Below are 25,127 nucleotides of genomic sequence, written 5' to 3' on the forward strand. Positions count from 1 at the left end.
ATGCGCTTTACCGTAATTAGCTAAGCAATAGAAATTGTATAATACAGCAATGTAAGCGCTTACAATGTTATTTGTAAATAAATTGATAAATTTTCTCTGTATGCTATAAATGTAAGCGCTTACATTTGGTGTTGCAACTATTATCTGCATTTTAAGTTTTACTAAACGCAATTAAATAGAGGTAACAATCTGATAATTATAAATAATTAGAGATTATACTATGGCACATATCACACAGCCACTACCGGCAGCAGAAAACAGCCAAAAACCAGGGTCTACACACACCTTTGCGTTAACATCGCTTACGACCTTGTTTTTTATGTGGGGTTTTCTTACTTGCCTGAACGATATTTTAATTCCGTATTTAAAGGGAATGTTCTCCCTTAATTACACCCAAGCAATGTTGGTACAATTTTGTTTTTTTGGTGCCTACTTTGTTATGTCAATTCCTGCAGGAAAACTCGTTAGTAAAATAGGTTACCAATTTGGTATTGTTGTTGGTTTGGTTGTCGCTTCGATAGGGTGTGCATTATTCTACCCCGCTGCAGAGGCACATGTTTACGAACTATTTTTACTTGCTTTATTTGTGCTTGCTTCAGGGATCACTATTTTACAAGTCTCTGCTAACCCTTATGTAAGCGTATTAGGGCCTGCAAAAACAGCGTCTTCGCGTTTAACCATGACCCAAGCTTTTAACTCTTTAGGAACAACGGTTGCGCCATTATTTGGTAGTTGGTTGATTTTGTCTGAAATTAGTCAAGCTACAGCCGAACAAGTTAAGTTCCCTTACTTAATGCTCAGTGCAAGTTTACTGACACTGGCTATTATTTTTGCTTTTTTGAAGTTACCTAAACTCGGTAAAGCGATTGATAGTGAAGCTGAAAATCAAGGTGACACAGAGTTTGTTGACTTAGGCAGTGTTTGGAAATATCGCCATCTTATTTTGGGCGCGATTGGTATTTTTGTTTATGTAGGTGCTGAAGTTGCGATTGGTAGCTTTTTAGTCGGCTTTTTAACCCTTGACCATATTGCAGGTTTACCAGAGCAACAAGCTGCACATTATATTAGCTATTATTTTGCAGGTGCAATGATAGGGCGATTTGCTGGCGCTGCGATTATGCAAAAATTAAATGCAGCCAAGGTATTAGCTTGTCACGGTATTTTAGCAGGCTTACTTGTGTTAATTGCTATGACGGGTCAAGGGTCACTGGCTATGTGGGCTATTTTATTAGTTGGATTATGTAACTCAATTATGTTTCCTACTATTTTTAGTTTAGCACTGCAGGGGCTTGGTAAATACACCTCGCAGGGTTCGGGTATTTTATGTTTAGCGATTGTTGGCGGTGCCATTATTCCGTTATTACAAGGTATGCTAGCTGATAGCATCGGTGTGCAATTAGCTCTTATTTTGCCCATTGGTTGCTATTTATATATTACTTATTTCGCGCTGTTTGGTGCAAAAAAAACAACGTCAACTCCTCTTTGAGTTTTGGGTGGATGCTATGATTATTAAACGCACTTTTTCAATCACTGCGCTGATGCTAGCAGTAATAACCAGCAGCGGTTGTTCGCAACCCTCTAACAGTGCTGGTGATACGACAAGTCCAAAAGAAATTTGGCCAACAATAGAAACAGGTATTAAAAGCGATGCTCAAATGGAGCAAAAAATCGCTGATATGCTAAAGAGCATGACGCTAGAGCAAAAAATAGCGCAAATGATCCAGCCTGAAATCCGTAATATCACGGTTGAAGATATGCGTAAGTATGGTTTTGGTTCTTACTTAAATGGCGGTGGTTCGTTTCCAAACAATAATAAGCATGCAACCCCTGAAGATTGGGTTGATTTAGCTGAAAAGATGTATCAAGCGTCTATTGATGATTCCCTCGATGGGAGCACGATCCCTACAATGTGGGGCACTGATGCGGTACATGGACACAACAATGTGATTGGTGCGACCTTATTTCCGCATAATATTGGTTTAGGTGCTGCAAACAATCCTGCACTTATTGAAAAAATAGCCGCCGCTACTGCGCGAGAAGTAATGGTTACCGGTATAGATTGGGTATTTGCACCTACTGTTGCGGTGGTTCGTGATGACCGCTGGGGGCGTACTTACGAGGGGTATTCTGAAGACCCTGAAATAGTGAAAGCGTATTCCGCTTCTATCGTTAAAGGGTTGCAAGGCGCTGTTGATGAAGACTTTTTATCAGATACGCGGGTAGTTAGCACCGTTAAGCACTTTTTAGGTGATGGTGGTACTGTCAATGGCGATGATCAAGGTAATAATATCGCCTCTGAAGAAGAATTATTTGCGCTTCATGCTCAAGGTTATGTTGGTGGTTTGGGTGCAGGTGCACAAACGGTAATGGCCTCGTTTAATAGCTGGCATGGTGAAAAAATTCACGGCAGTAAATATTTACTGACCGATGTGCTTAAAGATAAAATGGGTTTTGATGGCTTTGTTGTTGGCGATTGGAATGGCCACGGGCAGGTTAAAGGTTGTTCTAATAGTAACTGTGCTCAAGCGGCTAATGCGGGCTTAGACGTATACATGGCACCGGATGAGTGGAAACCATTATTTAGCAACTTGGTTAACCAAGCTAATAGCGGTGAAATCCCACTCAGTAGAATTAATGATGCAGTAACGCGTATTTTACGCGTTAAAATGCGCGCAGGATTATTTGATAAACCAAGCCCTGCGAAGCGTCCCCTGTCTGGAAAAACTGAAATTATTGGTAGTAGCGATCACCGTGCAGTGGCTAAACAGGCTGTACGCGAGTCTTTAGTATTACTTAAAAATAAGCAGCAGTTACTGCCATTATCACCTAAAACCAACGTATTAGTCGCAGGCATAGGGGCTGATAACATCGGCATGCAGTCGGGTGGTTGGAGCGTTACGTGGCAAGGAACAGGCAATACCAACAGTGACTTCCCTGGCGGCAGCTCTATTTACGCAGGTATTAAAGATACTGTAGAGCAAGCTGGTGGCAGTGCAATGCTGAGTGTTGAAGGGGAATACAAAGCACGCCCAGATGTAGCCATTGTGGTGTTTGGTGAGCAACCATATGCAGAGGGTAATGGTGATGTTGATAACCTAGAATACCAGCGCGGTAATAAAAGCGACTTAGCGCTACTGCGAAAGTTTAAAGATGCGGGAATCCCTGTTGTATCATTATTTATTAGCGGTCGCCCAATGTGGGTTAATGCTGAGCTAAATGCCAGTGATGCGTTTGTTGCTATTTGGCTTCCAGGCAGTGAAGGTGATGCAATTAGTGATGTATTGTTTAAAAATGCAGACGGTTCAATTAACCACGACTTTAAAGGAAAGTTATCGTTTTCATGGCCGAATAACCCAATCGACAATGAAAACCGCAACGGCGAAGCTTATAGCCCATTACTTCCTTATGGTTTTGGTTTACTTACGGTGATAGCAACGTACTTAAAGATGACTTGGTGGAGCAAACTCAACAGACTGAAAAACTGGATGATTTAGTATTGTTTGAGCGTGCAATTAAAGCACCGTGGTCACTGGTTTTAAAAAGTGGTGAGCAACAAAAAACGGTGGCGAGCAGTCGCGAGTCATTAGGTGCGGTGAGCATCCAAACATTTGATAAAGAGGTGCAAGAAGATGCACGCGCTATTCGTTTTAATGGCCAAGCAATGGCTGGGGTTAATTTAGCCGCTGCGTTTCCATCTGACTTACGTTCATACGTTGAAAACAATGGTCAGCTGCAAATACAAATTAAAGTAGATAAAGCCGCGGCTAGTCCGTTATGGGTTGGTATGGGGTGTGGTGAGAGTTGTCAGTTTAAGTTTGATATTACTGATAACCTTGAGCAATCAGGTCAATGGCAAACATTAAACATCAACTTAAGTTGTTTTGCAGAGCAAGGTGTTGACTTAGCACAAGTGTTTACCCCTTGGCAGTTAAGCACGCAAGGTGATTGGCATGTATCTATTGCTAAGCTGGCTATTACAGCAAATGCTGCCGAGCAAAGTAGTGTTACTTGTAAGTAGTCAATAACCTATTAACAAACATCAATAAGCAGGTACTAAATGTACCTGCTTATTGCTTTAAAACCGCGTATACAAAAACCTACCAAATTAGTCCCTTCTTACTTTCATTCCATTCTATGTGATTGATTATATTCAGCTCAATAGTTATCATAAAAACATAATAAAACTGCATTCGCTTTTGCGTTAATTATTTGAGAGTATGCCAAAATATTAAACGCGTTGTGTAATTAACAGGTGATAGAATGAATCAAATAAAGCTGGCTTCGCAGAGCATACAACCTTCAAAAATAGTCTGTGTGGGGCGCAATTACAGTGCGCATATTGCTGAATTAAACAACGAACACCCTGAGCAAATGGTAATTTTTAATAAGCCTAATAGCGCGATCACCGATGCCTTACTCTCTTCACATAACGGTGATACGCTACATTATGAAACTGAATTATGCTTTGTTATTAAAAATAAGCAACTTGCAGGTGTGGGCATTGGACTTGATTTGACTAAACGCGCTTTGCAAAGCAGCTTAAAAGAAAAAGGCCTGCCGTGGGAGCGTGCTAAAGCATTCGATGGCTCAGCACTATTTAGTGATTTTATTGAGTTAACGCCAGAAATGACATCGTTTATATTTGAATTACATATTGATGGCAAGCCGGTTCAACATGGTGATAGCCAACTTATGTTGCACCAACCTGCACAAATATTGGCTGAGGTTAGTCAGTTTATGAGTCTCGAAGAAGGCGACATTATTATGACTGGCACGCCTGCTGGCGTAGGGATGGTTAGTACTGGGCGAGAGTTCAACGTTGCTCTTTATTCTGGTCAGCAGTGTTTATTGGAGCATCATTGGTCTGTGAGTCAAAGTTAATTATGTGTTGATAATATTGTTTATCAAAATTATCGATATGTTCACTTAGCCAGTGTCGCTGGCTTAGTTGATGAGCCGCTGATTCTAGTATGGTACTTTCTAATGCCGCATTAATTTTCTTAATTGCCTGATTAGCAAAATCATTAGGTGCATTAGTCGCACAGCCTACAGCTCCTTTGATTAATGAGCGCGTATTTTGAGCTATGGGGATACTAACGATTTTTATAGGGTGTTGTTGCTGGTTAAAGTAACTGGCCATAAAAGGGTAATCGAGCGAGTAGTCTAAAAAGCCATGCCTCAACCTATCGATCACAACGCCACTCTCATTATCACTACTTAAGCTCAAGGACACGTTATGATGGCTCAAAGAGTTTTCAATAATCATATTTATGTGTGGTGAAAAACGTCGTGCTGCGGCTTGTCCATAGGTAAAGCGTTCATCGCTAAGTAAACTAATTAAATTTATAGGATTACCATGTGCTTTAGTAAGTGTTTCTGCTTTTTGGTTAGTTGTAATAATACTAAACTCAGGGTAGATAGAGGTAGGGCGTGAGTATGTATAGACTTCGTTGGTGCTCTTTTTATGGATTACGCATGGAAAGCAGACATTTTTGCCTTCTTTGATATATTTATTAATTCGTTTTTGTGGAACAAATAATCGAGTATGTTTTACATCCTTTATACTACTGATAAGTTGCTTAGTTAAATTGTCACACAAGCCCATTTGAGTATTCTCTGAGTCTAAGTGAAAAGGTGGTGTATTGCTTTGTAGCCATAAAATTTCAGTGAGCTGATTTTTAGATTGGCTAATACTGTTACTCGAGAATATTAAAAATAGCAGGCAGAAATAACGAGCTGTATCCATAAAAAGCTGATAATTCTTTATGAAATGACTGTATTTAATTATACCTTAGCGCTTAAAAAATAAACATAAAGAATAGCAAAGAATCAACATTATTGAATAACATTTACCCTTTGCTTGATTTCATTAGTAAGGCATTGGATTATTTCTAAATATGATATCAATCGCTGATAACACGTCATCGCTCAGTGTTAGATCAAACGCATCAATGTCTTCCTTTAATTGCGCCATAGTAGTGGCACCAATGATAGATGATGTCACTCCATCAACTTGATTACACCAAGCCAGCGCTAATTGAGCTGGGGTGATAGCGTGTGCATGGGCAAGTTCAACATACTCTTTGGTCGCCTGTTGTGATTGTGGCGTATCACGAAAAATACCGTTGCGCTGCATAAATGTCCAGCGGGAGCCTTCAGGGCGTGCTCCATTTAGGTATTTACCGGTTAATAGCCCTGCGGCCAATGGTGACCAAGGTAAATAAGCAATATCTTCATGTACACATTGTTCTATTAAATAAGGCCAATCTTTGGCATGTACTAGGCTAAACTCGTTTTGGATAGACACCATTTTTGGCAAGTTATGCTCTTTTGCTAAATTTAAAAATTGGCTAATTCCCCAAGGCGTATCATCAGAAAGCCCACAATGCTTAATTTTTCCTGCTTTAACACACGCATCTAACCCCTCTAAAATATCAAGCATATCAGCAGTGTGTTGTTTTGCATCTACCTCGGTAAATTTAAGCATACCAGGCCATTGCCTAGCAAAGTGAGGGGTACGGCGATTTGGCCAGTGTAGCTGGTATAAATCAATATAGTCGGTTTGTAGGCGTTTTAGAGAATGATCAACCGCATCAATAACAGCTTGGCGAGTAATATCACCGCCATCACGGATCCATGAAAGCCCATTACCGGCAATTTTAGTTGCAATAACAATGTCTTTTCGTTTTTGTGAATTACGTGCTATCCAATTGCCTATAATTTCTTCTGTTTTACCGTAGGTATCGGGAGAGGGAGGAACAGCATACATTTCTGCTGTATCAATAAAGTTCACACCCTGCTCAAGCGCATAGGCTATCTGTTGGTCGGCATCATGCTGAGTGTTTTGTACTCCCCAGGTCATGCTACCTAAACACACTCTTGAAACGCTAACACCACTACTGCCTAATTGACTATATTGCATTGCTAATCCTAATTATTCGGTTTGAGAGTTTGCTTTTAAAGCCGATAACAATGGCTCAGTGATCGTGGCTTTTTGGCCTGTTTTAAAGTCAAACATCACCACTTTTGACATGCCGGTGGTTGTTATCGCGTTTTGCGCATGACTAAACACACTGTAGTTCATTACAAAGCGGTCAGATTTAATATCACTAATGGTAATACCTACGCTCAATGTGTCGGGAAAGGTAACGGGACGCTTATAACGAATATTATTTTCACTGATCACAGGCCCCGTGGCTTTTGAGTTGATGGTATCAAATAAATTTAATTTATTTAAAAAATCGATTCTGGCTATTTCAAAATAACGCAGGTAAACACAGTTATTAACATGCTGTAGGGCATCCATATCGCCCCATGCCACAGTGATATCGGTATGAATAGGGTATTGTTGTTTAAACGTTTCCATGTATTTATTGCTCTTAGTTTTAAAGCATTTAGATTAGCAATATGGTCGGATGAGCTCAAGGGAATTATAACTAGGGGGTATTTACTCTGTGTTGCCTTCGTGGATGTAAGTAAGGGACATAAGCAGGACGCGGAAGCTTTGCCCCATTTTTACTTAGGCCACTAGACTACAAACCTCGCGCCGCGAGTAAACCGCCCCAGATTGAACAAACTATAATCTTGAAAGATCAACAGTGCTAAATAAAAACCCTTGAGTAAAAATTGTACCTCTTTAAATTCATGGCTATAGTAACTATTAACACACAAGGAGATAACTATGCAGAATATAATTAATTGGTTATTGGTATGCACCGTTTTTATAGCGTCGTTTACTTGTTACGCTATGGGTAATGAGGCTGGGGCAATTGTTTTGATTTTATTAGGCTTTTCTTTAGAAATTTTATTTTGGATGTATTGTTTTAATAAGCCAAAGAAAAGTAAACGCTCTTTTTAAGCAATAACATGCTTGCTAATTAAAAGTGATTCCACAATAATGGCTGTATAAATAAACAGTTGTTATTGTGTGATGAAAAAGTTTATTCATATAGATATCTTATCTAACTTGTCAACACCTTGACAAAATTAGATGACAGCCTGTTTATCGAAGGGAAATAAAGGGCTTGGATATGATTGAAACTGATACTCCAAATAATACATTGTCAATATTGACAGTTTTTACATAGTACTAATGAGAAAAATCGCTCACATTGATATGGATGCATACTATGTCTCAATTGAAATAAGAGACAATCCATCATTAGCTAATAAGCCAGTTGCTGTTGGAGGTAAATCTGATCGTCGAGGGGTTCTTTCTACCTGTAATTATATTGCAAGGCAGTATGGTATTAGTTCGGCAATGCCAACTGGGTTAGCTCTTAAAAAGTGTCCCGGTCTGGTTGTAGTTCCCGGAAGAATGGAAGTGTACAAAGAGACCAGCCAAATCATTCATGGCATCTTTGAAAAGTACACAGATAAAATAGAGCCATTGTCACTTGATGAAGCCTACTTAGATTTATCCGACTCCTCACTTCACCAAGGTTCTGCTACCTTGATTGCTCAAGAGATTAGGGATGAGATACTAAAAGCTACAGGCTTAACTGCTTCCGCAGGGATTGCACCGCTTAAATTCGTCGCTAAAGTAGCTTCTGACCTAAACAAGCCAAACGGCCAATGTACAATAAAACCAGATCAGGTATGGGAGTTTCTAGAGACACTACCATTAAAAAAGATTCCCGGTGTGGGCAAAGTAACTTTTGAAAAGCTTAAGGCTCTTGGATTTGAAACCTGTGGTGATATAAGGCGCTCTGATGAAAGCTTCTTAGCGAGTAATTTTGGGAAATATGGTCACGTATTATGGAATCGTAGTCATGGGAAAGATGATAGAGAAGTCGAAGTAACCCGTATAAGGAAGTCTGTTGGGGTTGAGAGAACTTTTGAGTTCGATATTAGTTCACAAAGTGAACTTGAAGCGATAATAGTTGATAAGTTATTACCTGAGTTAAAGCGTCGTTCATCAAAGTACCTTGAGACTCGTTTTATGAATAAGCTTGGGGTAAAGGTTAAATTTAGCGACTTCCAACAAACTACAAAAGAGCAGAAAGCTAGTGAAATTAGCTTAGATTTATTGAACGTACTGTTATCGGAAGCAATAGTCAGGGGGAAGGGAAAGCCTGTGAGATTGCTTGGTATTCATATCGGGTTACAAGAACCCGAAGAACGTAGCTTGCAGCTTGGACTGGGGTTTGAGTAATACTAAACCTTATATTTTTCATTATTTGATTAGGGAGTAATATGAAGCGTTATTTGTTGTTTATTTTTTTCGCTTTTCTGTTTTCAAATGACATTGATGCATCAATAGTCAAAAAATCAAAGAGTGGTATCTGTCACGACGAAAATACTCCTTATTATGCTCGTACTAAAAATTTTCATTCATTTAATTCGATAAAGTCCTGCCTTGAATCAGGCGGTAGGCTACCTAAAAGGCAAGGAAAACCTTCTGGGAGTAAACAAGCGATTCCTGACAAGATACCTCAGCAATTAGCAGATAGATCCGAATATTCAAGAAACAAGTTTGGTAATGGCTGGGCTGATGAAGATGGTGATTGTCAAAACTCTAGAATGGAAGCTTTAATTTCTCAATCATTAGTAGAGGTTAGGTTTAAATCGAACAGAATGTGCAAAGTTGAATCAGGTAAATGGATATCCCCCTTTACAGGGAATACAATTTTTAAAGCCTCAGAAATAGATATCGATCATGTTGTTCCCTTATCTTGGGCGTGGAAACATGGTGCTAATAAATGGACAAATGAAAAACGTATAAAGTTTGCTAATGATCCTGCTAACTTATTAAGTGTTGAGTCTAGTTTAAATAGAAGCAAAGGTGATAAGGGACCTGACGAGTGGTTACCGCCTAAAAATCAATGTCAGTATATTTTAAGATTTCAACGAGTTTATAAAACTTACGAATTAAATTTATCCAAACTCGAAGCAGACAAAATATCAAGCCTTAAGAAAAGCTATTGTGGATAAGTATAATAGGTATAAAAAATTTAATTATACATGCGATTTTTTGGACTAATACAGATATAAGTATTTTCATACAGCCATTAAAAGTCGAACTTGTTACTAATTTTAATGAGTATCACTATCGACTAATACAATAACTCTAAGAAGCTTTTGCCCCATTACGCGTTAACGTAAATACTCTAATGGCAGCTGTGGGGCGAACAACGGACCTTGCTGTTAACCTCAAGGAAGCAAATCTATTCCAAACTGCTTCAGCAATAAAGAAAACAGCCAAAAGCAAATTACAGTTATTAATGAGCTGATGAGTAACGATAGCCAAAAACTGTAGCGCTGCATCAGCATGGGGAAAAGTAAAAACATGGGCAATGTGGGAAGTACATACCAAAAGGTGTACCAAGCGTGATTGGCTATTTTCTCTGACGGCTGCTTTTCAACATATAACCAAATCATGGCTAAAATTGTGACTGTCGGTAAGGCCACTATTAGTGCGCCTAGTTTATCATTTCGTTTTGCTAGCTCTGATGCCGCGACAATGACCGTAGCGGTGATCAAATACTTAGTTATTAGCCAACCCATATAATGTCCTTAAATGAAAAAACCGATTGCCTATCGGTTTTTGTTGTGACAATATAGCCAACGAATTAAATAGAGTAAAGTGTTATGCAGTTAGGTGAACTAGAAAAGTTAGTGCTTCAACATTTCTGGAATGTGAAAGAAGCGGATGCAAAGCAAGTACATAAAGTACTGGGGTTAGCTCGTGGTAATTCGTTAAATACTATCCAAAGTACGCTTGATAGGTTATTTAAAAAAGAATTACTTAAACGCACTAAACAAGGCCATGCGTATTGTTATTCAGCCAGAGTAGATCGTGAAGGCTTAATTGCTCAACTTATTTCAAATGTAACCAGTGACTTTGTTGATGATGGTGAAAATAGCTTAATTGCTGCGTTCAGTTCTGCTTCGGCACAGCTTAATGACGAACAACTCGATACATTAGAAAAAATGATCGAGAAACAACGCCAGCTTAGAAAGGAGCGGGCTTAATTATGTTAGTTGGAGATATGGCAATCGTTCTAAATTTGCTCAGTGTTTCAGTGCTTGCATTTGTGATAGGTATTGCAACTGTTGCTGTCGTATCTCGTTTTGTGTTGTTCAGACTCGAACAAGTCAGTTTTAATAGTCAAAAGTTTATATTGTGGTCACTAGTGAGTGCACCTTGGTGGATAGCCTTTTCTTGTATTAGTTACTTTATGCCTTACTCGTTAGGGTTTGATAAAGTTTTTAACATAAGCTGGTTCGAAGATTTTGCCCATTGGCACCATATCGATATTTTTAGCTTTTCAAGTTGGCACGCGTTAACCTTACTTTTAGCACTAATCTATTTAGCTTGGCGCGTAACTAAGACTACCTTTGCTAGAACCAAACAGTCCATCGCATTATCGAGTTTACTAAGCTTTACTGATGCACAAGATGCTAGGACGACTAATGGCAATCAATATTTATTGATGCCTGTTAAAGTGCCTGTTGCCTTTACTACAGGTTTTATATCTCCCAAGATATATGTATCAACCGGACTACAAACCCAAGTTAGCGATGAACAACTTAATATCATCGTTAATCATGAACTGGCTCATGTAACGGCAAGAGACCCGTTATTTAAAGTGCTTTTCACGGCACTTGCCAGCTTCTATCCGTCACGTATAAAACAAACCCTAATCGAGCAATATGTCTTAATGACGGAAAAGATGGCCGACAATGAGGTCACAAAAGAATACGACCACCATGATATCGCACAGACATTAATTGATGTCGCTAGACTTCAAAAAGCACTTCCTACGGATTGCGATCAGGCGTCTGTTAGCTACTTCGGACATGATTACACGAGTCTTCGTGTTGAAGGTTTATTAAATCCAATTAATAAACCGTCACTTACTACTTTCATCATTACTCTAGCATTATTGGCAACTATGCCAGTACTAGCGGCATCCACTGTCGATAGTTTTCATCACTTTATCGAAACTTTTTTCATCCATTAATTAAGGATATGGAATGAGATTTAATCTTTATAAAAGCAACAGAAAAAAACCGACCGGCAATCGGTTTTTGGCTGTTGGTCTATTTTTAACAACGGGGGCTGGTTTAGTAACATCAACTCCCTTTTTGGCTAATGCGCAAATCCAGCAGCAATCACAGTCATCACATCAGGTTATAAATTTAAGCAAGGCTGTGACCATGACTCTACAAAGTCATCCTGAATTAAAAGCCTTGATAGCTCAAGAAGCCTTGTGGCAAGGTAATATCGAGCAAGCTGGAATTGGAGAGCGTCCTCAAATAGGTTTAATGATTGAAGATGCGTTAGGGACTGGTGAGCATAGTGCATTAAAAAGTATGCAATCAACGCTCACCTACTCTTGGTTGCTTCAACAAGATCAAATTGATGGCAGAGTTAATGCGGCAAAAAGCCAAGCAAGTGCAGTAATAGTCGAGCAAAAAATAAAAGCCCTCGATTTATCTGCGATTGTTGCTAAGCAGTTTGTTGAAATCTTGATAAAACAAGAGCGCCTGAAACTCAATCAATTAGCGGTATCTCAGGCACAGGAAGTGGTTGACGCTATTGCCAAAAGAGTAAAAGCAGGCAAAAGTTCTACTGTTGAAATGCGCTTGGCTCAAGCTGAGCTAATTCGAAGAAATCTCGCTGTCGAAGATTTAGAGCACGAATTAAAAGCCAGCCATTATCAACTGTCATCCTTATGGGGTAAGCCTCAGGCAGAGCTTAAGTTAACGGGGAATTTAATGCTTAAGCCGGAAATTCCATCTGTAGAAAGCCAACTAAACAAGCTTAAGCAAATCCCGCAAATACAGCAGTTTGCTAATGAACAACGTATCGCCCAGTCTCAAATGGAACTCGCACGTATTGAAGCCAAACCTCAGTGGCAATTCACTGCTGGACTAAGACGATATGAAACGACCAATGATTTTGGTTTAGTGGCGGGTGTCTCTATTCCTTGGGGAAGTGAAAATAGAAATGCAGGAACAATAGCTGCCTTACGCGCAAAACAAGATGTTCTGGCAAGTCAGCAACAAGCGTTAATGCAGAAACTTGATGCACAGCTTTATGTGCTATTGCAAGAAATGGCGCATTCCCACCATGTCATTGAAACGATTCAAGCTGAAATTATTCCTGTACTAGAAACCGCATTGACTGAAGCAAGTCAGGCATTTGATATCGGCAAACTTAGCTACAACCAGTGGAGTGATATCCGTAGAGAGCTACTCAGCGCCCAAAATCAGTTACTTGATTCTTATCAATCTTTGCACTTACAACATATTGAAATTCAACGCCTAACTGGCGTGTCCGTTAGTGATAGCGAGTAGAACCGTGAGCAAACTTATGAAAAATAAAAATATCCTGTCGTCATTGAGTTTGGCGATACTTATCTCATTAACAGGCGTCGTCGCACCTAATGCTGTTGCGGCATCATCACCTGCGGCTGAGCAAGCTGAACCAGAGAAAGGTCCACACCGTGGGCGCATGTTACGAGAAGGTGATTTTGCAATTGAACTCTCTATTTTTGAAACAGGCGTGCCGCCAGAATTTCGTGTTTGGGCAACAAATGAAGGGCAACCTATTGACCCAGCGAAAGTTAGTTTAAACGTAAAGTTAATCCGTCTAGGCGATGGCACTGATGATATTAACTTCAATGCCCAAGGTGACTTTCTTCGCGGTGATATGGTGATTTATGAGCCTCACTCTTTTGTCGTTGCCATTGAAGCAACTTATCAGGGTAAAAAGTACAATTGGCGATATGACAACTTCGAGGGTCGCACCACAATTGAACAGGCAGTTGCCGATGCAATGGAAATCAACACTGAAATTGCAGGCCCTGCGACAATTCATCAAACCATTCCTGCTTATGGAAAATTAAGTTTACCTGTGGGCGCTAAGCGAAACATTGCAGCGCGTTTTGATGGTGAAATCACCAAATTACACGTCAATTTCGGTGAAATCGTTAAAAAAGGGCAAACGCTATTCACAGTAGAAAGTAATGAAAGTCTTAAGCCCTACGTTATTAAAGCGCCCATTAATGGTGTTATTACCCAGTTATTCGCAAACGCGGGTGAGCAAACCAATGGTAAAACCTTACTCACCATTACCAATTTTAATCGCCATATTGCCAAATTAGCGGTTTATCCTTCGGATTATTCCAAGGTTAAACTGGAAACGCCAGTTACGTTAAACATTGAAGGTCATGAGAACCCCCTTGTAGGTGAGGTGTCATTTATTGAGCCAAGCGTGAGAGATGATCAAGCAAGAATGGTTTGGGTTGAATTAGCAGATGCTGAACTTGCAGAAGGAAACTTCGTTAAAGCAAATATTGAAGTAGCAACAATCGATGTGCCGCTTGCTGTTAAGCGTGTTGGTTTGCAAAGTTTTAGAGATTTCACCGTTGTCTATGCCAAAGTCGGTAAACAATACGAAGTCCGTATGCTTGAGCTTGGAAGAGCCGGAGGTGAATGGATTGAAGTTCTAGGTGGATTAAAAACAGGTACAGAATACGTGACTGATAATAGCTACATCTTAAAAGCCGACATTGAAAAGTCTGGCGCATCACATGATCATTAGGAGCGTATAAATGTTGGAATCAATTTTACGCTTTTCAATAAAGCGCAAATTCCTTGTGATGGTGATGGTACTTGCTGTTTCAGGGCTTGGTATCTGGAACTTTACCAAACTACCCATTGATGCTGTACCAGATATCACCAATGTTCAAGTAATGATCAATACTGAGGCGGCTGGTTTTACACCTTTGGAAGTTGAGCAAAGAGTAACCTTTCCGTTAGAAACTGCGTTATCAGGTTTACCGGGCTTAACCTATACGCGTTCGGTTTCTCGCTACGGTTTATCGCAAGTGGTAGCGATATTTAGCGATGATACGGATATCTATTTTGCCCGTCAGCTAGTCAATGAACGTTTGTCTGCGGCACGAGCTGAGTTGCCTCAAAGCTTAGAGCCTCAACTTGGGCCAATAGCTACAGGTCTTGGTGAAATCTTTATGTTCACGGTTGATGCTGAGCCTGATGCAACACATGCTGATGGCACGCCTATTACACCAATGGATTTACGAACCGTACATGACTGGACCATAAGACCACAGTTAATGCGTGTACCCGGTGTTGTAGAGGTGAACCCTATAGGCGGATTTGAACGGGAGGTTTTAGTCGCCTTTAAACCTGAAAAGCTACTTGCTTTTGGACTATCACAAGCCGATGTGGTTAATGCCATCGCACAAAACAATCAAAATCAAGGCGCAGGCTTTATAGAGCAAAATGGCGCACAGTGGTTATTAAGGCTGCCCGGTCAGGTTACTGATATGACTGCCATTGGTAATATTCCGCTTAAGTCGCTTGATGGTTCATCAATTTATATAAAAGACGTAGCCGATATTGAAAACGGTAAAGGGCTAAGAACTGGTGCTGCTACACAAAATGGTCGTGAAGTGGTGATGAGTACGGTGTTCATGCTTATTGGCGAAAACAGCCGCACCGTTGCCCATGCCGTGGGAGAAAAGCTCAAAGAAATTAACGCCACTTTACCAGAAGGGATTGTCGCAACCGCTGTTTATGACCGCACTAAATTAGTTGATAAAACCTTAAAAACCGTACAGCTCAACCTAATTGAAGGGGCCATTTTGGTTATTGTTGTGCTCTTTGTACTACTAGGCAATTTCAGGGCTGCATTTTTAACCGCATTAGTGATCCCATTTGCCATGTTGATGACAGTAACAGGTATGGTGCATACAAGGGTGAGTGCAAACTTGATGAGTTTGGGGGCGTTAGATTTTGGTTTGTTAGTCGATGGTGCCATTATTATCGTAGAAAATTGTCTCCGCAGGCTAAGTCAGGCTGGAAATAACCCGTTATCGCTAAAAGAACGCTTAGAGTTAGTGTTCGAAGCAACAAGAGAAGTGATACGTCCCGCATTATTTGGTGTATTTATTATCACCGTAGTTTATCTGCCTATCTTCGCTCTTGAAGGCGTAGAAGGAAAGATGTTCCATCCAATGGCGATCACTGTAGTTATTGCATTACTGAGTGCTATGTTGCTTTCGGTAACCTTCGTACCAGCAATGGTTGCCTTACTATTTAAAAAGCCAGTAAAAGAAAAGCACAGTCCACTTATTCGTGGCGCTGCGGTCCTTTATAAACCTGCTTTGAAATGGGTATTGAAAGCACGTTGGTTAGTGATAATTGCGGCATCACTTTTAGTTATATTTTCTGGCTATCAAGCGACTAAGTTAGGTAGTGAATTTGCGCCTAATCTGGATGAAGGTGATATTGCCATGCACGCCTTACGTATTCCCGGTACGTCACTATCTCAGGCTGTAGCACTTCAGGAATCGTTAGAAGATAAAATTAAGCAAATGCCAGAAGTTGAACGTGTCTTTGCTAAGATAGGCACGGCAGATGTGGCAACCGATGCGGTTCCACCAAGTGTTGCAGATAACTTTATTATCTTAAAGCCTCGTGAATTATGGCCTAATCCAGACAAAACTAAAGCACAAATCGTAGAAGAATTGGCCGCACTTGTTGAGCCGATTCCGGGCAACCGCTATGAGTTCTTACAGCCCATTCAAATGCGTTTTAATGAGCTATTAGCTGGGGTTAGAGCCGAGCTTGCCATTAAAGTATTTGGTGATGATTTTGAAACTTTAACCGCATTAGGTGATGAGATAGAAGGTGCTATTTCGCAAGTTGATAACATTGCAGACATTCAAGTCGAGCAAACAACGGGATTACCACTGCTTAACTTAGTACCAAAGCGTGAAAAATTGATGCAGTTTGGTATTAGTATTAGCCAAGTGCAATCTCAAGTGGCAACTGCGATGGGTGGTACTGTCGCAGGTAAGTTTTATCAAGGCGATGTGCGCTCTGATATTGTAGTACGCCTAGCAGAATCAAAACGAAATAATATTGATGAACTTCCTTATTTACCGATTATGTTGGCTGACGGTCATTCAGTGCCACTGCAAGAACTTGTTGAAATTGAGCTTGTATCTGGTGCTAACCAAATTAACCGCGAAAATGGTAAGCGTAGGGTTGTGGTTACTGCCAATGTTCGCGGAAGAGATTTAGGAAGTTTTGTTGCGGATATCCAAACTGCAATTAATGAAAGTGTTGAAATTCCGGCTGGTTACTGGGTGGAATATGGCGGCACCTACCAAAAACTGCAATCCGCTTCTGAGCGACTGAGTATTGTTGTACCAGTCACCTTAATTATGATTGTCGGATTGTTGATACTAGCGCTTAGCTCATTTAAAGATGCAATGATCATCTTCACAGGTGTTCCATTAGCATTAACAGGTGGTATAGCTGCTCTATTGTTACGTGATATTCCGTTCTCAATTTCGGCAGCCGTTGGTTTTATTGCCTTATCGGGCATAGCAATTCTAAATGGACTGGTTATGGTGTCGTTCATTAGAGAGTTACGTAAAAATGGATTGGCACTTGATAAAGCAATATTTGACGGTGCACTTACTCGACTTCGCCCTGTATTAACAACCGCCTTGGTCGCATCATTAGGTTTTATTCCGATGGCTTTAAATACAGGGATTGGCTCAGAGGTTCAGCGACCTCTCGCAACAGTAGTCATTGGTGGCATTATTTCGTCAACGATTTTGACTCTGTTTGTCATTCCTGCCTTATACAGAATTTTACACAAAGAAAAGGAGTCTATTTTGACTGATGTTGAAGTATTGGAGTCTCAAGATGCCAAATAATATGATTAAAGCGTTAACCTATTTGGCAGTTGCGTTGCTGGCACTTGTTAGCATTGAAGCCTTTGCTCACGGTGTTGATGATAAAACCAGAGCGTTTTTGGAACAGAATACAGGTGTTCAGTTTATTCCATTCCTATACATAGGCGCTAAACATATGATAACGGGATATGACCACTTATTGTTTTTAGTGGGTGTTATCTTCTTTTTATATCGTAGCCGTGACGTACTGTTGTACGTCACCATGTTTACTATTGGACATAGTACAACTCTGTTATTTGGTGTGTTAAGTGACATACAGGTCAACGCTTATTTAATTGATGCCATTATCGGTTTTTCCGTAATTTACAAGGGCTTCGATAATCTAGGTGGCTTTAAGCGTTGTTTTAATTGGCAGCCTAATACCCAATGGGCGGTGCTGATTTTTGGTCTATTTCATGGCTTTGGTTTAGCTACCAAATTACAAGAATTTAGCCTAGCTGATGAAGGTCTTATTACCAACCTGATTGCCTTTAACTTAGGTGTTGAACTTGGTCAATTTGCTGCGCTCGCACTTATTTTGATCATGATAAATGCATGGAGAAAACTGCCGTCATTTCAACATTTTTCGACAGTCACGAATACTGCACTAATGAGTGCTGGTGTGATGTTGATGGGCTTACAACTTACTGGTTACTTTACTATTTAATCGATTTTTAACTTATAGAAATACAGAAATAAAAGAGAATTTTATGCAACATACAGTTAGTACCAAAACACTCGTTAAAGCGAGTATTTCAGCAGTCGTTGTCGCGGCTATTGCACTGGTTACCTTTATCTTACCAGCAGAGTACAACATCGATCCGACAGGTATTGGCAACAAGTTAGGTTTAACAGCACTTGCACAAGCGGCTGAAATGGAAACAACGTCATTAGAGACAACTAAAGGCACGGATGAGTTTCAAACAATAGAAGTGACAGTCCCTGCGGGACGCGGCATCGAATATAAATTTTATATGAAGCAGCATGAAAAAATGACTTATGAATGGTTAACCGATGGTGCTCCATTGTACTTCGATTTACATGGTGAGCCTGAAGGTGACACAACGGGATATTTTGAAAGCTATGCTATTGCTACAACTAATGAAATGAAAGGCAGTTATACCACCCCATTTGCAGGCTCTCATGGTTGGTACTGGAAAAACAAATCAGATAAACCAGTGTCAGTACAGCTACTGGTTAAAGGGCAATACGAAGTTATTGGCCTTAAACAATAACGAATTTAACTTTACGAATTTCATACCAAATGGAGACTAAAATGAACAAACTAATATCAATCGTTGCGCTTTGTGGTGCCTTGCTAACTAGTAATGTACAGGCACATGGAGATCATGGTGTCATCAGCGGTCAGAAAGCTGTTATCATCGCTGCAACACATATTCAAAAAATGACGTTTAAAGGCGCTGGTTTTGAAGTCGGTAAGTTAGATGAGTCATGGAAAAATATTGATAAGTCGCAACTTTCGATTGCTAGCGTTGAAGACAATTTCTATGTAGTTAGTGCATCTAATGCTAGCAACGAAGATAAGCTTTACTTCCAAATTGCAAAAAACGGTCAAGTTATATCGGTTAAAGATAAAAACGACTTTTAACAAAATAAGAAGGCACCTTTTGATAGAAGCAAGAGGTGCCTTTGTTTTGTACCAAGTCCGCTTTTGGCATAGAACCACTGGTCGGCTTTAACTCATTTCTGTCCAAAAACGAGTTTAACCGACCGTCTGCTTATCGCTCTTTGCCGAAGTTCGGCTCAGTGCCAATCTCAGACATTGAGCCGCCGCAATAAAAGGCGAGTGTATTGAGTCCGCCCCACGGCTTTTGTGAGCGTTTTTTCATTTACTAGTTCGACTTTCTTTGCGTAAACCATTCCTTGAGTCGTAGTTATTGGAACTTTGTTTGGTGTGCAATACATATCTATTTGATTAATGTTGTTTGATACTGAGAATTCATTACCTAGCTCTTTGATGATAGGTTTGCATGCTAATTCATCTATTTTTTGGCATTTTTCAGCAATCAAGTTTGTAACGTTAAAGATAAACCTGAATAGATCGCACCCAAGTTCATAGACCTCACCATCAAGTTTTAGTGAAGGCTTGTTACAAAATATCTTCATATTATTTAGAAGGTCTTCATTGTACGAATAGCATCCAGAAATTGAAGCCATCTCTTTTTTCACAAAGTTTAACTTTTTCTCATACTGCCTATTACTTTCTGGCACCATTGCATTATCGATAAACGACTTAACACTTTTTGCGAAAGTTTCAAATGGAATGATTAAATGTTGCACACGATCAAAATATACATTTTCCTCTATAGAAACTAGCATTCGAACATCGTCTACATCACCCACATGATGAAAGTAGTTTCTAATAATTCTTAATAGCTTAAATTCAGGAAAGTCTTTGATATTGCAATCAAATAACTCTTTGAGCTTATCTGCTGTTGAATGCAGGTTGTTCAAGTACGTGAACAAGCTATTTACATCATGCTTATCGATTGATTCAAGCCCTAACAATGTACGCTGGCTCTCAAAATATCTATCTATAAATGTATGATTCATCGAAAACCTCAATTGCGGTTGGTTTGGTGCGCAGCGGAAAACCAATCCGACAATATGCGTTTGTTAAATTGTAATTACTGCTGGCTTTAGAGTAACGAAACAATAAGGGAGCCAATTGAAGCTATGGATGCTGCTGTTGGCAAAGACTTAATCAGTGCGCTTACAACAACCTTACTTGGACGTTCATTTTTACACTGTTCTTCTATTGCGCTAACGACCTCTATTGCTTCAGATTTCTCTTCGGCCGATAATTCAAGGCGGTTTATTTCAGCCTTTAAAGCCTCAACACTTTCAGATAATTCATTATTTATATTTACAACGTTATTAGAGTTATCCGTTGAGTTATTATTTACGCGAGCATTATGACCATGAAAATTATAAGTTATATTTTTAATTGCGGCTTCAGCTTCAGGAATTCCTAGTTTCTTGTAAGAAATTTTGTACCCAGAGGATAATCCACTCATGCCTTGATAAAAGCCGGGATCTATAATTTTAAAAGTTTCCTCAAGCCCACTAGGAAGTTTACGGACTAAGAGGTCACCCGATTCAATTGGTACATCATAACGCTCAGTTATTATTACATTAGGGGTTACAGCTGATTTTATACCTTCTACGACTTTACCACTTTGTTTACGCAACAATAATTGATCATTCATCATGTCTGAAAATGACATACATTACCTCCTTGCAATTTAATAGTGCGCTCATCTCGCATATTCCTGCCGAGTCCACGCTCATTTATATACTTTATATATGTTTTAACAAATTACCTAAGGTATTACTATCACTAAGTTTTCTAAATTTTTTAGGTAAAGTTAAGTGAATCAATATGCGCGCAGCGCTCATTTCCATAAATATATGCGCAAAGAGTAGTTTAACAAATCAATTAACGACGATATTTAGCAAACCTCAGTGTCCGCTTCTCGCTCAAAGCCGACCTATAGGGTATTTGAGTTAACTCATAAAGGGGCAAAGACGAGTTATATTTATAACTCGTCAATGGACAAAAATGAGCTAGAGCCGAAGGACGTCTCTGTGCCATGAGCAGACATTGAAGATTCTTAATATGTGAAGTCAAGATTTGACCCCATTCGCTGCATTCGCTACATTCGCTACGTGACCCCATTCGCTACGAAATACGGTAATATGAGCTTTAGTCGTTCTGCTTGCTATAACGGTATATTTTTTAAGTAAAATATAGGAAGATAATAAGCAGAAAAATAAATTTGGATGATTTATACATAGATGGAACTAGAAAACGAGATCCCCTCCCCAAAAATTGCAAATGCTCCATTGTCGGCAGTATCCGCTTTAACTGGTGAAGTTATATCGCCATTAAAGCGATTACTGCATATGGACGAAGACGATTGGGAAGATTTTACTTGCGAACTAGCAACTTATTGGAAAACACAGTATTTGCGAGTCAATCGGGTTGGAGGAGCTGGTGATATGGGGCGTGATGTTATTGCTTACACTCCAGATGGAAGTTGGGAAAATTTTCAGTGTAAATATTACAGCTCATCATTGAATTTGACAGATATTCTTTTAGAAATAGGTAAGCTTTGTCACCACTCACATCAAGGGCATTTTTCTATGCCTGCAAAATATTACTTTGTTGCTAAAAGTGGCTTAAATGGCATTAGCCTTAATGCCCTTAAAGATTCTAAAAAGCTGAAAGCAGAACTCATTTCTGGTTGGGATAAAAAGTGTAAAGACAAAATCACCACGACAAAGAGTGTAAGCCTAGAAGGTGATTTTCTTAAATTTGTTGAGCATGATGTTGATTTTACAATATTTGATCAAATTCCACAGTTGAGGCTTATCGAATTACATAAAAATCATACTCCTTATTACATAAGAAGATTTGGAGCATTAGAGTTTGATCGACCAGCCCCTGCAACACCTCCAAATGATATTCAAAGTAATGAATTGAAATATATTGAAGAGTTATTAAAGGCAATTGAGTCTATAGAATCTCAGGTGAGTTCTGTTGATAATTTAGAAGCCTTTCCTGAGTTTTTGATGGAACTAAAAAGTGCGCGTAAAAACTTCTATTCAGCAGAAAGCTTAGAAAAATTTTCCAGAGACTCAATGCCTCCTGATACATACGAAAATTTGCTTGAAGACTGTTATGAAGCAATTTCTAGCCTCGTCCTGATGGTTCACAACAATGGCTGGGATAAATATTTGGCTATCTCGAATCACGTAACACAAGTTTCATTTTCATCGCATCCATTAAATCTATACATGAGTAATCGTGACAAGAAAGGCGCTTGCCACCAATTGGTGAATAAAGGATCTTTAAAATGGAACAAGTAAAACTTAAAGTCCCTCAGATATTTAATAGTGATGTTGAATTGGCAACTAGAGCCGCACTGATACTTTCGAGTATGGAAGGGAAGAAATTCGACATAGATGAATTGGTCTTATTAGATTACGCGCTATTGTATTCAAGCGAATTTAATGGGCCATCAAACCTTCATCCTGCTGTCCCAAATCATTTGGCAGAAATTGCACAACGGAGAGAGTTGCTACCTAAGTCGCTTTTGTTTTTTATTAAAAAAGGGCTAATTGATGTTCACTATGATGAAAATGGAAAATCTTTTTGTGCGAATGAAAATACAAGTAGCTTTGTTAGCTGCTTAAATTCAAGTTATTTCATCAAAATTTGGGAACGATTAAGTTGGTTGTCTGAGCATTACAATTGGATTATCCAGATACCAATAATGGAGTTAAGAAAAGGAGTATCGAGTTCGGCATGATTATTAAAAGAATATCCGCAACAGGAAAAGGCAAACCGAAGGCTGAACTTTGCTTTGATAAAGGACTCAATGTTGTTGCTGGTGCATCTGATACTGGTAAGTCATATGTCATCAAGTGTTTTCAGTATATTTTTGGTGGTGAAGAGCCTCCTAAAAATATTGACGAAGCTAAAGGCTACAATACCATTGAAGCAGAAATTCAAGTTGACGAAAATGAAAGCTTTATTCTTCGGAGGGAGGTATCTACTGCCAAACCTAAAGTTACTCTAATTAAAGTTGAGCCAGATGGTACAGAGTCAGAAACAATTGTTTTAAGCCCAAGCCACAAAGGAAAAAATAATCTATCGGCACATATACTCGGAAAATTGGGCTTAAACGACAAAGTATTAGTAAAAGGTGTACAGAGTTTAAAAACCTCTTCTTTGACATTGCGCGTACTGAGTAAATTATTTTTGGTCGATGAAGGACGGATAATTACCGAATCTTCACCTCTGGGTGAAGGCCAGCGAGAGTATACTCAAGAAACATCACTACTTAAAACTCTACTCACTGGTGTAGATGATTCAGAAGTCAAAGAGTTGAAACAACAAAAAGATACAGAAGGAGCTGTAGAATCGCGTGTCAAAGCTTTGGAGGAATATGTTGCCAAGAAATTTACTAACCATGAAGAAGTAAAGTCCATAACAGAAAAGTTAGACTCAGAACTGAATGAGTTAGAGGAATCGTTATCTAAGGCTCAAGACGAACTAACCGCTCTGGTTGCAGCCAATAGTGAACTTGATTCTAATAGAAACAAGTTCAGGGGTGATCTTAGTAAATTACGTGAAGCAGAAAAAGAAAACCTTCTACTACAGGGGAGGTTTAGCCTTTTAATTGAGAAATATAACTCTGACTTGGAAAGGTTAGAGGCAGGAAGTGAAGCAGCTTCTTTTGTTGAGCTATACGAGATGGCCAATTGCCCTACTTGCGGACAAGAGTTTGAACAAGAAAAAGATGTAAAAGAGCTAAAGCAATTAGTGCAAAGCACTAAGGCGGAAATTAATAAAAATAAATTTCAAGTTAAAGGGTTAACTGATTCAATCGAGGATTTAAAGCATGAGTATCAAATGCTTGCAAAAGAGATAGATCAAAAAGAAGCAGCAGTTAAAGAGCTATCGGAAATTATCGAAGGGAATATATCTTCGAAATTTAAGGACTATAACGTAGCTATTCGGCTATTAAATAGTAAAAAGAATGAATTTTTGAAACAAAGAGCCATAGTGGATTCTCGTGAAAGCTTATTGAAAGAAATAGGTGAATTGCGTGTCCAGCTTGAAGAGAGAACTGCAAAATATGTACTTCCTGATTTTAGTACCGAGTTAACAGCCTTGTGTAAGAACATTAGTGCAATCTTACAGCGTTGGTCATTTCCCGGACATGAAAACGTTACTTTTGATATGAAAACTAGGGATTTGGTAATTAGTGGCAAGCCAAGGTCCCATTTTGGTAAAGGATACCGAGCAATTTCGTATGCAGCTTTTTCACTAGGCTTAATGGAATACTTGTCTAAGTTTGAACGCCATCCAAATTTTGTAATTCTGGATTCTCCTTTGACCACTTATCGAGCGGGTGACAATGATGAGAATGATGATGAGGTTCAACTACAAAAAGATATGATTTTTGCTTTCTACATTGATCTTTGTGATTCGTTTAAAGATAAGCAAATAATCGTGTTTGAGAACCAAGAGCCAGATGAAGATTTGAAACGAAAGATGACTTACTACCACTTTTCTAAGAACAAGGAAATTGGTCGGTATGGATTCTTTCCAGTAGAATAATTTAAGGATCGTAAATCCGCTGTATCCATACAATCAATGTGTTTTACGATCCAAAGCGAACTCCAACCATAACTCATTTTGTCCAAAAATGAGTTAGCTTGACCGTCTCTTGAAAATTCATAGCTGCTTGTCAGGTGAAGTCTAAACTAATTCTCCTAAGCTGTAAGATCAAATATGAGCTACTACATGTTGCTGTGTTAACACCAAGCGACTTTGTCGTATCTTAATTACCAAGCGATTCTGTCGTA

The 25,127-nt window shown here is 39.3% G+C and carries 22 protein-coding genes and 1 pseudogene; 17 read left to right on the forward strand and 6 right to left on the reverse strand.

The window, feature by feature from the left end; all coding sequences use genetic code 11:
- The first annotated feature begins 220 nt into the window (after positions 1-220).
- From QMA00_RS08050 to QMA00_RS08060, 3 genes and pseudogenes are all read left to right on the forward strand, one after another.
- The gene (locus QMA00_RS08050; RefSeq protein WP_076922040.1) at positions 221-1,486 is read left to right on the forward strand and encodes a sugar MFS transporter; all 1,266 of its coding nucleotides are present in this window, start codon (positions 221-223) and stop codon (positions 1,484-1,486) included.
- A 16-nt stretch (positions 1,487-1,502) separates the two neighbouring features.
- Positions 1,503-4,018, forward strand: a pseudogene (locus QMA00_RS08055) (exo 1,3/1,4-beta-D-glucan glucohydrolase).
- Positions 4,019-4,260: 242 nt separating this feature from the next.
- Positions 4,261-4,881 (forward strand): fumarylacetoacetate hydrolase family protein, encoded by a 621-nt coding sequence (locus QMA00_RS08060; protein ID WP_076922039.1) that lies wholly within the window; start codon positions 4,261-4,263, stop codon positions 4,879-4,881.
- Here the strand turns inward: QMA00_RS08060 and QMA00_RS08065 are convergent.
- The 3 genes from QMA00_RS08065 to QMA00_RS08075 form a co-directional block, all read right to left on the reverse strand.
- Positions 4,814-5,746, reverse strand: coding sequence for an ABC transporter substrate-binding protein (locus QMA00_RS08065; protein WP_010390904.1), 933 nt, complete (start codon positions 5,744-5,746; stop codon positions 4,814-4,816). The genes QMA00_RS08060 and QMA00_RS08065 overlap by 68 nt on opposite strands.
- Before the next feature lie 123 nt (positions 5,747-5,869).
- Positions 5,870-6,922 (reverse strand): aldo/keto reductase, encoded by a 1,053-nt coding sequence (locus QMA00_RS08070; RefSeq protein WP_076922038.1) that lies wholly within the window; start codon positions 6,920-6,922, stop codon positions 5,870-5,872.
- A gap of 12 nt (positions 6,923-6,934) precedes the next feature.
- Complete coding sequence (locus tag QMA00_RS08075) at positions 6,935-7,366, reverse strand: thioesterase family protein (protein ID WP_076922037.1); 432 nt, start codon at positions 7,364-7,366, stop codon at positions 6,935-6,937.
- Positions 7,367-7,681: 315 nt separating this feature from the next.
- On the opposite strand from QMA00_RS08075, the gene QMA00_RS08080 reads away from it, so the two are divergent.
- From QMA00_RS08080 to QMA00_RS08090, 3 genes are all read left to right on the forward strand, one after another.
- Complete coding sequence (locus tag QMA00_RS08080) at positions 7,682-7,858, forward strand: hypothetical protein (protein WP_175610042.1); 177 nt, start codon at positions 7,682-7,684, stop codon at positions 7,856-7,858.
- Between the two features lie 234 nt (positions 7,859-8,092).
- Entirely contained in the window at positions 8,093-9,154 is a 1,062-nt protein-coding gene (dinB, locus tag QMA00_RS08085) for a DNA polymerase IV (RefSeq protein ID WP_128583181.1), read from the forward strand.
- Positions 9,155-9,195: 41 nt separating this feature from the next.
- Positions 9,196-9,933 carry an HNH endonuclease family protein gene (locus tag QMA00_RS08090; RefSeq protein WP_193521953.1) on the forward strand — a complete coding sequence of 246 codons (738 nt, stop codon included), beginning with the start codon at positions 9,196-9,198 and terminating at the stop codon, positions 9,931-9,933.
- A 219-nt stretch (positions 9,934-10,152) separates the two neighbouring features.
- On the opposite strand, the gene QMA00_RS08095 is transcribed toward QMA00_RS08090, so the two are convergent.
- Positions 10,153-10,506, reverse strand: coding sequence for a DUF3147 family protein (locus QMA00_RS08095; RefSeq protein WP_028834937.1), 354 nt, complete (start codon positions 10,504-10,506; stop codon positions 10,153-10,155).
- An 84-nt stretch (positions 10,507-10,590) separates the two neighbouring features.
- Between QMA00_RS08095 and QMA00_RS08100 the strand changes: the two genes are divergently transcribed.
- Genes QMA00_RS08100 through QMA00_RS08135 form a run of 8 tightly spaced genes read left to right on the forward strand, consistent with a single transcriptional unit; the run spans position 10,591 to position 19,335 of the window.
- Positions 10,591-10,974, forward strand: coding sequence for a BlaI/MecI/CopY family transcriptional regulator (locus QMA00_RS08100; RefSeq protein WP_028834938.1), 384 nt, complete (start codon positions 10,591-10,593; stop codon positions 10,972-10,974).
- A gap of 17 nt (positions 10,975-10,991) precedes the next feature.
- On the forward strand, positions 10,992-11,966 hold the full coding sequence (locus QMA00_RS08105; RefSeq protein WP_290156747.1) for a M56 family metallopeptidase: 975 nt from the start codon (positions 10,992-10,994) through the stop codon (positions 11,964-11,966).
- A 13-nt stretch (positions 11,967-11,979) separates the two neighbouring features.
- Complete coding sequence (locus QMA00_RS08110; RefSeq protein ID WP_128583183.1) at positions 11,980-13,305, forward strand: TolC family protein; 1,326 nt, start codon at positions 11,980-11,982, stop codon at positions 13,303-13,305.
- Positions 13,306-13,321: 16 nt separating this feature from the next.
- On the forward strand, positions 13,322-14,554 hold the full coding sequence (locus QMA00_RS08115; protein ID WP_193521952.1) for an HlyD family efflux transporter periplasmic adaptor subunit: 1,233 nt from the start codon (positions 13,322-13,324) through the stop codon (positions 14,552-14,554).
- A 10-nt stretch (positions 14,555-14,564) separates the two neighbouring features.
- The gene (locus QMA00_RS08120; protein ID WP_028834942.1) at positions 14,565-17,708 is read left to right on the forward strand and encodes a CusA/CzcA family heavy metal efflux RND transporter; all 3,144 of its coding nucleotides are present in this window, start codon (positions 14,565-14,567) and stop codon (positions 17,706-17,708) included.
- The gene (locus QMA00_RS08125) at positions 17,698-18,393 is read left to right on the forward strand and encodes a HupE/UreJ family protein (RefSeq protein ID WP_128583186.1); all 696 of its coding nucleotides are present in this window, start codon (positions 17,698-17,700) and stop codon (positions 18,391-18,393) included. The genes QMA00_RS08120 and QMA00_RS08125 overlap by 11 nt, the downstream gene beginning before the upstream one ends.
- Positions 18,394-18,436: 43 nt before the next feature.
- Positions 18,437-18,961, forward strand: a complete 525-nt coding sequence (locus tag QMA00_RS08130; RefSeq protein ID WP_128583187.1) for a hypothetical protein — start codon at positions 18,437-18,439, stop codon at positions 18,959-18,961.
- Between the two features lie 41 nt (positions 18,962-19,002).
- Positions 19,003-19,335, forward strand: coding sequence for a DUF6488 family protein (locus QMA00_RS08135; protein WP_128583188.1), 333 nt, complete (start codon positions 19,003-19,005; stop codon positions 19,333-19,335).
- A gap of 167 nt (positions 19,336-19,502) precedes the next feature.
- Here the strand turns inward: QMA00_RS08135 and QMA00_RS08140 are convergent, their stop codons facing one another.
- Positions 19,503-20,300, reverse strand: a complete 798-nt coding sequence (locus QMA00_RS08140; RefSeq protein WP_290156752.1) for a hypothetical protein — start codon at positions 20,298-20,300, stop codon at positions 19,503-19,505.
- A gap of 86 nt (positions 20,301-20,386) precedes the next feature.
- Positions 20,387-20,974, reverse strand: a complete 588-nt coding sequence (locus tag QMA00_RS08145; protein ID WP_128583190.1) for a hypothetical protein — start codon at positions 20,972-20,974, stop codon at positions 20,387-20,389.
- Between the two features lie 571 nt (positions 20,975-21,545).
- Here QMA00_RS08145 and QMA00_RS08150 point away from each other — a divergent pair.
- Genes QMA00_RS08150 through QMA00_RS08160 form a run of 3 tightly spaced genes read left to right on the forward strand, consistent with a single transcriptional unit; the run spans position 21,546 to position 24,879 of the window.
- Positions 21,546-22,619 (forward strand): ABC-three component system protein, encoded by a 1,074-nt coding sequence (locus tag QMA00_RS08150; protein ID WP_193521951.1) that lies wholly within the window; start codon positions 21,546-21,548, stop codon positions 22,617-22,619.
- Positions 22,607-23,062 (forward strand): ABC-three component system middle component 2, encoded by a 456-nt coding sequence (locus tag QMA00_RS08155; protein ID WP_128583087.1) that lies wholly within the window; start codon positions 22,607-22,609, stop codon positions 23,060-23,062. Before QMA00_RS08150 ends, QMA00_RS08155 begins: the two co-directional genes overlap by 13 nt.
- Positions 23,059-24,879, forward strand: a complete 1,821-nt coding sequence (locus QMA00_RS08160; protein WP_128583086.1) for an AAA family ATPase — start codon at positions 23,059-23,061, stop codon at positions 24,877-24,879. Before QMA00_RS08155 ends, QMA00_RS08160 begins: the two co-directional genes overlap by 4 nt.
- Positions 24,880-25,127: the final 248 nt, after the last annotated feature.

The sequence above is a fragment of the Pseudoalteromonas sp. APC 3694 genome (assembly GCF_030407565.1).
GTDB lineage: Bacteria > Pseudomonadota > Gammaproteobacteria > Enterobacterales > Alteromonadaceae > Pseudoalteromonas > Pseudoalteromonas tetraodonis.

Bases quoted from the DNA above. Each gene is read 5' to 3' on its own strand.
- QMA00_RS08135 (WP_128583188.1), top strand. From the start codon at position 19,003: ATGAACAAACTAATATCAATCGTTGCGCTTTGTGGTGCCTTGCTAACT.
- QMA00_RS08115 (WP_193521952.1), top strand. From the start codon at position 13,322: ATGAAAAATAAAAATATCCTGTCGTCATTGAGTTTGGCGATACTTATC.
- QMA00_RS08150 (WP_193521951.1), top strand. From the start codon at position 21,546: ATGGAACTAGAAAACGAGATCCCCTCCCCAAAAATTGCAAATGCTCCA.
- QMA00_RS08095 (WP_028834937.1), bottom strand. From the start codon at position 10,506: ATGGGTTGGCTAATAACTAAGTATTTGATCACCGCTACGGTCATTGTC.
- QMA00_RS08060 (WP_076922039.1), top strand. From the start codon at position 4,261: ATGAATCAAATAAAGCTGGCTTCGCAGAGCATACAACCTTCAAAAATA.
- QMA00_RS08065 (WP_010390904.1), bottom strand. From the start codon at position 5,746: ATGGATACAGCTCGTTATTTCTGCCTGCTATTTTTAATATTCTCGAGT.
- QMA00_RS08090 (WP_193521953.1), top strand. From the start codon at position 9,196: ATGAAGCGTTATTTGTTGTTTATTTTTTTCGCTTTTCTGTTTTCAAAT.
- QMA00_RS08145 (WP_128583190.1), bottom strand. From the start codon at position 20,974: ATGTCATTTTCAGACATGATGAATGATCAATTATTGTTGCGTAAACAA.
- QMA00_RS08160 (WP_128583086.1), top strand. From the start codon at position 23,059: ATGATTATTAAAAGAATATCCGCAACAGGAAAAGGCAAACCGAAGGCT.
- QMA00_RS08125 (WP_128583186.1), top strand. From the start codon at position 17,698: ATGCCAAATAATATGATTAAAGCGTTAACCTATTTGGCAGTTGCGTTG.
- QMA00_RS08100 (WP_028834938.1), top strand. From the start codon at position 10,591: ATGCAGTTAGGTGAACTAGAAAAGTTAGTGCTTCAACATTTCTGGAAT.
- dinB (WP_128583181.1), top strand. From the start codon at position 8,093: ATGAGAAAAATCGCTCACATTGATATGGATGCATACTATGTCTCAATT.
- QMA00_RS08080 (WP_175610042.1), top strand. From the start codon at position 7,682: ATGCAGAATATAATTAATTGGTTATTGGTATGCACCGTTTTTATAGCG.
- QMA00_RS08155 (WP_128583087.1), top strand. From the start codon at position 22,607: ATGGAACAAGTAAAACTTAAAGTCCCTCAGATATTTAATAGTGATGTT.
- QMA00_RS08050 (WP_076922040.1), top strand. From the start codon at position 221: ATGGCACATATCACACAGCCACTACCGGCAGCAGAAAACAGCCAAAAA.
- QMA00_RS08075 (WP_076922037.1), bottom strand. From the start codon at position 7,366: ATGGAAACGTTTAAACAACAATACCCTATTCATACCGATATCACTGTG.
- QMA00_RS08110 (WP_128583183.1), top strand. From the start codon at position 11,980: ATGAGATTTAATCTTTATAAAAGCAACAGAAAAAAACCGACCGGCAAT.
- QMA00_RS08140 (WP_290156752.1), bottom strand. From the start codon at position 20,300: ATGAATCATACATTTATAGATAGATATTTTGAGAGCCAGCGTACATTG.
- QMA00_RS08130 (WP_128583187.1), top strand. From the start codon at position 18,437: ATGCAACATACAGTTAGTACCAAAACACTCGTTAAAGCGAGTATTTCA.
- QMA00_RS08070 (WP_076922038.1), bottom strand. From the start codon at position 6,922: ATGCAATATAGTCAATTAGGCAGTAGTGGTGTTAGCGTTTCAAGAGTG.
- QMA00_RS08105 (WP_290156747.1), top strand. From the start codon at position 10,992: ATGGCAATCGTTCTAAATTTGCTCAGTGTTTCAGTGCTTGCATTTGTG.
- QMA00_RS08120 (WP_028834942.1), top strand. From the start codon at position 14,565: ATGTTGGAATCAATTTTACGCTTTTCAATAAAGCGCAAATTCCTTGTG.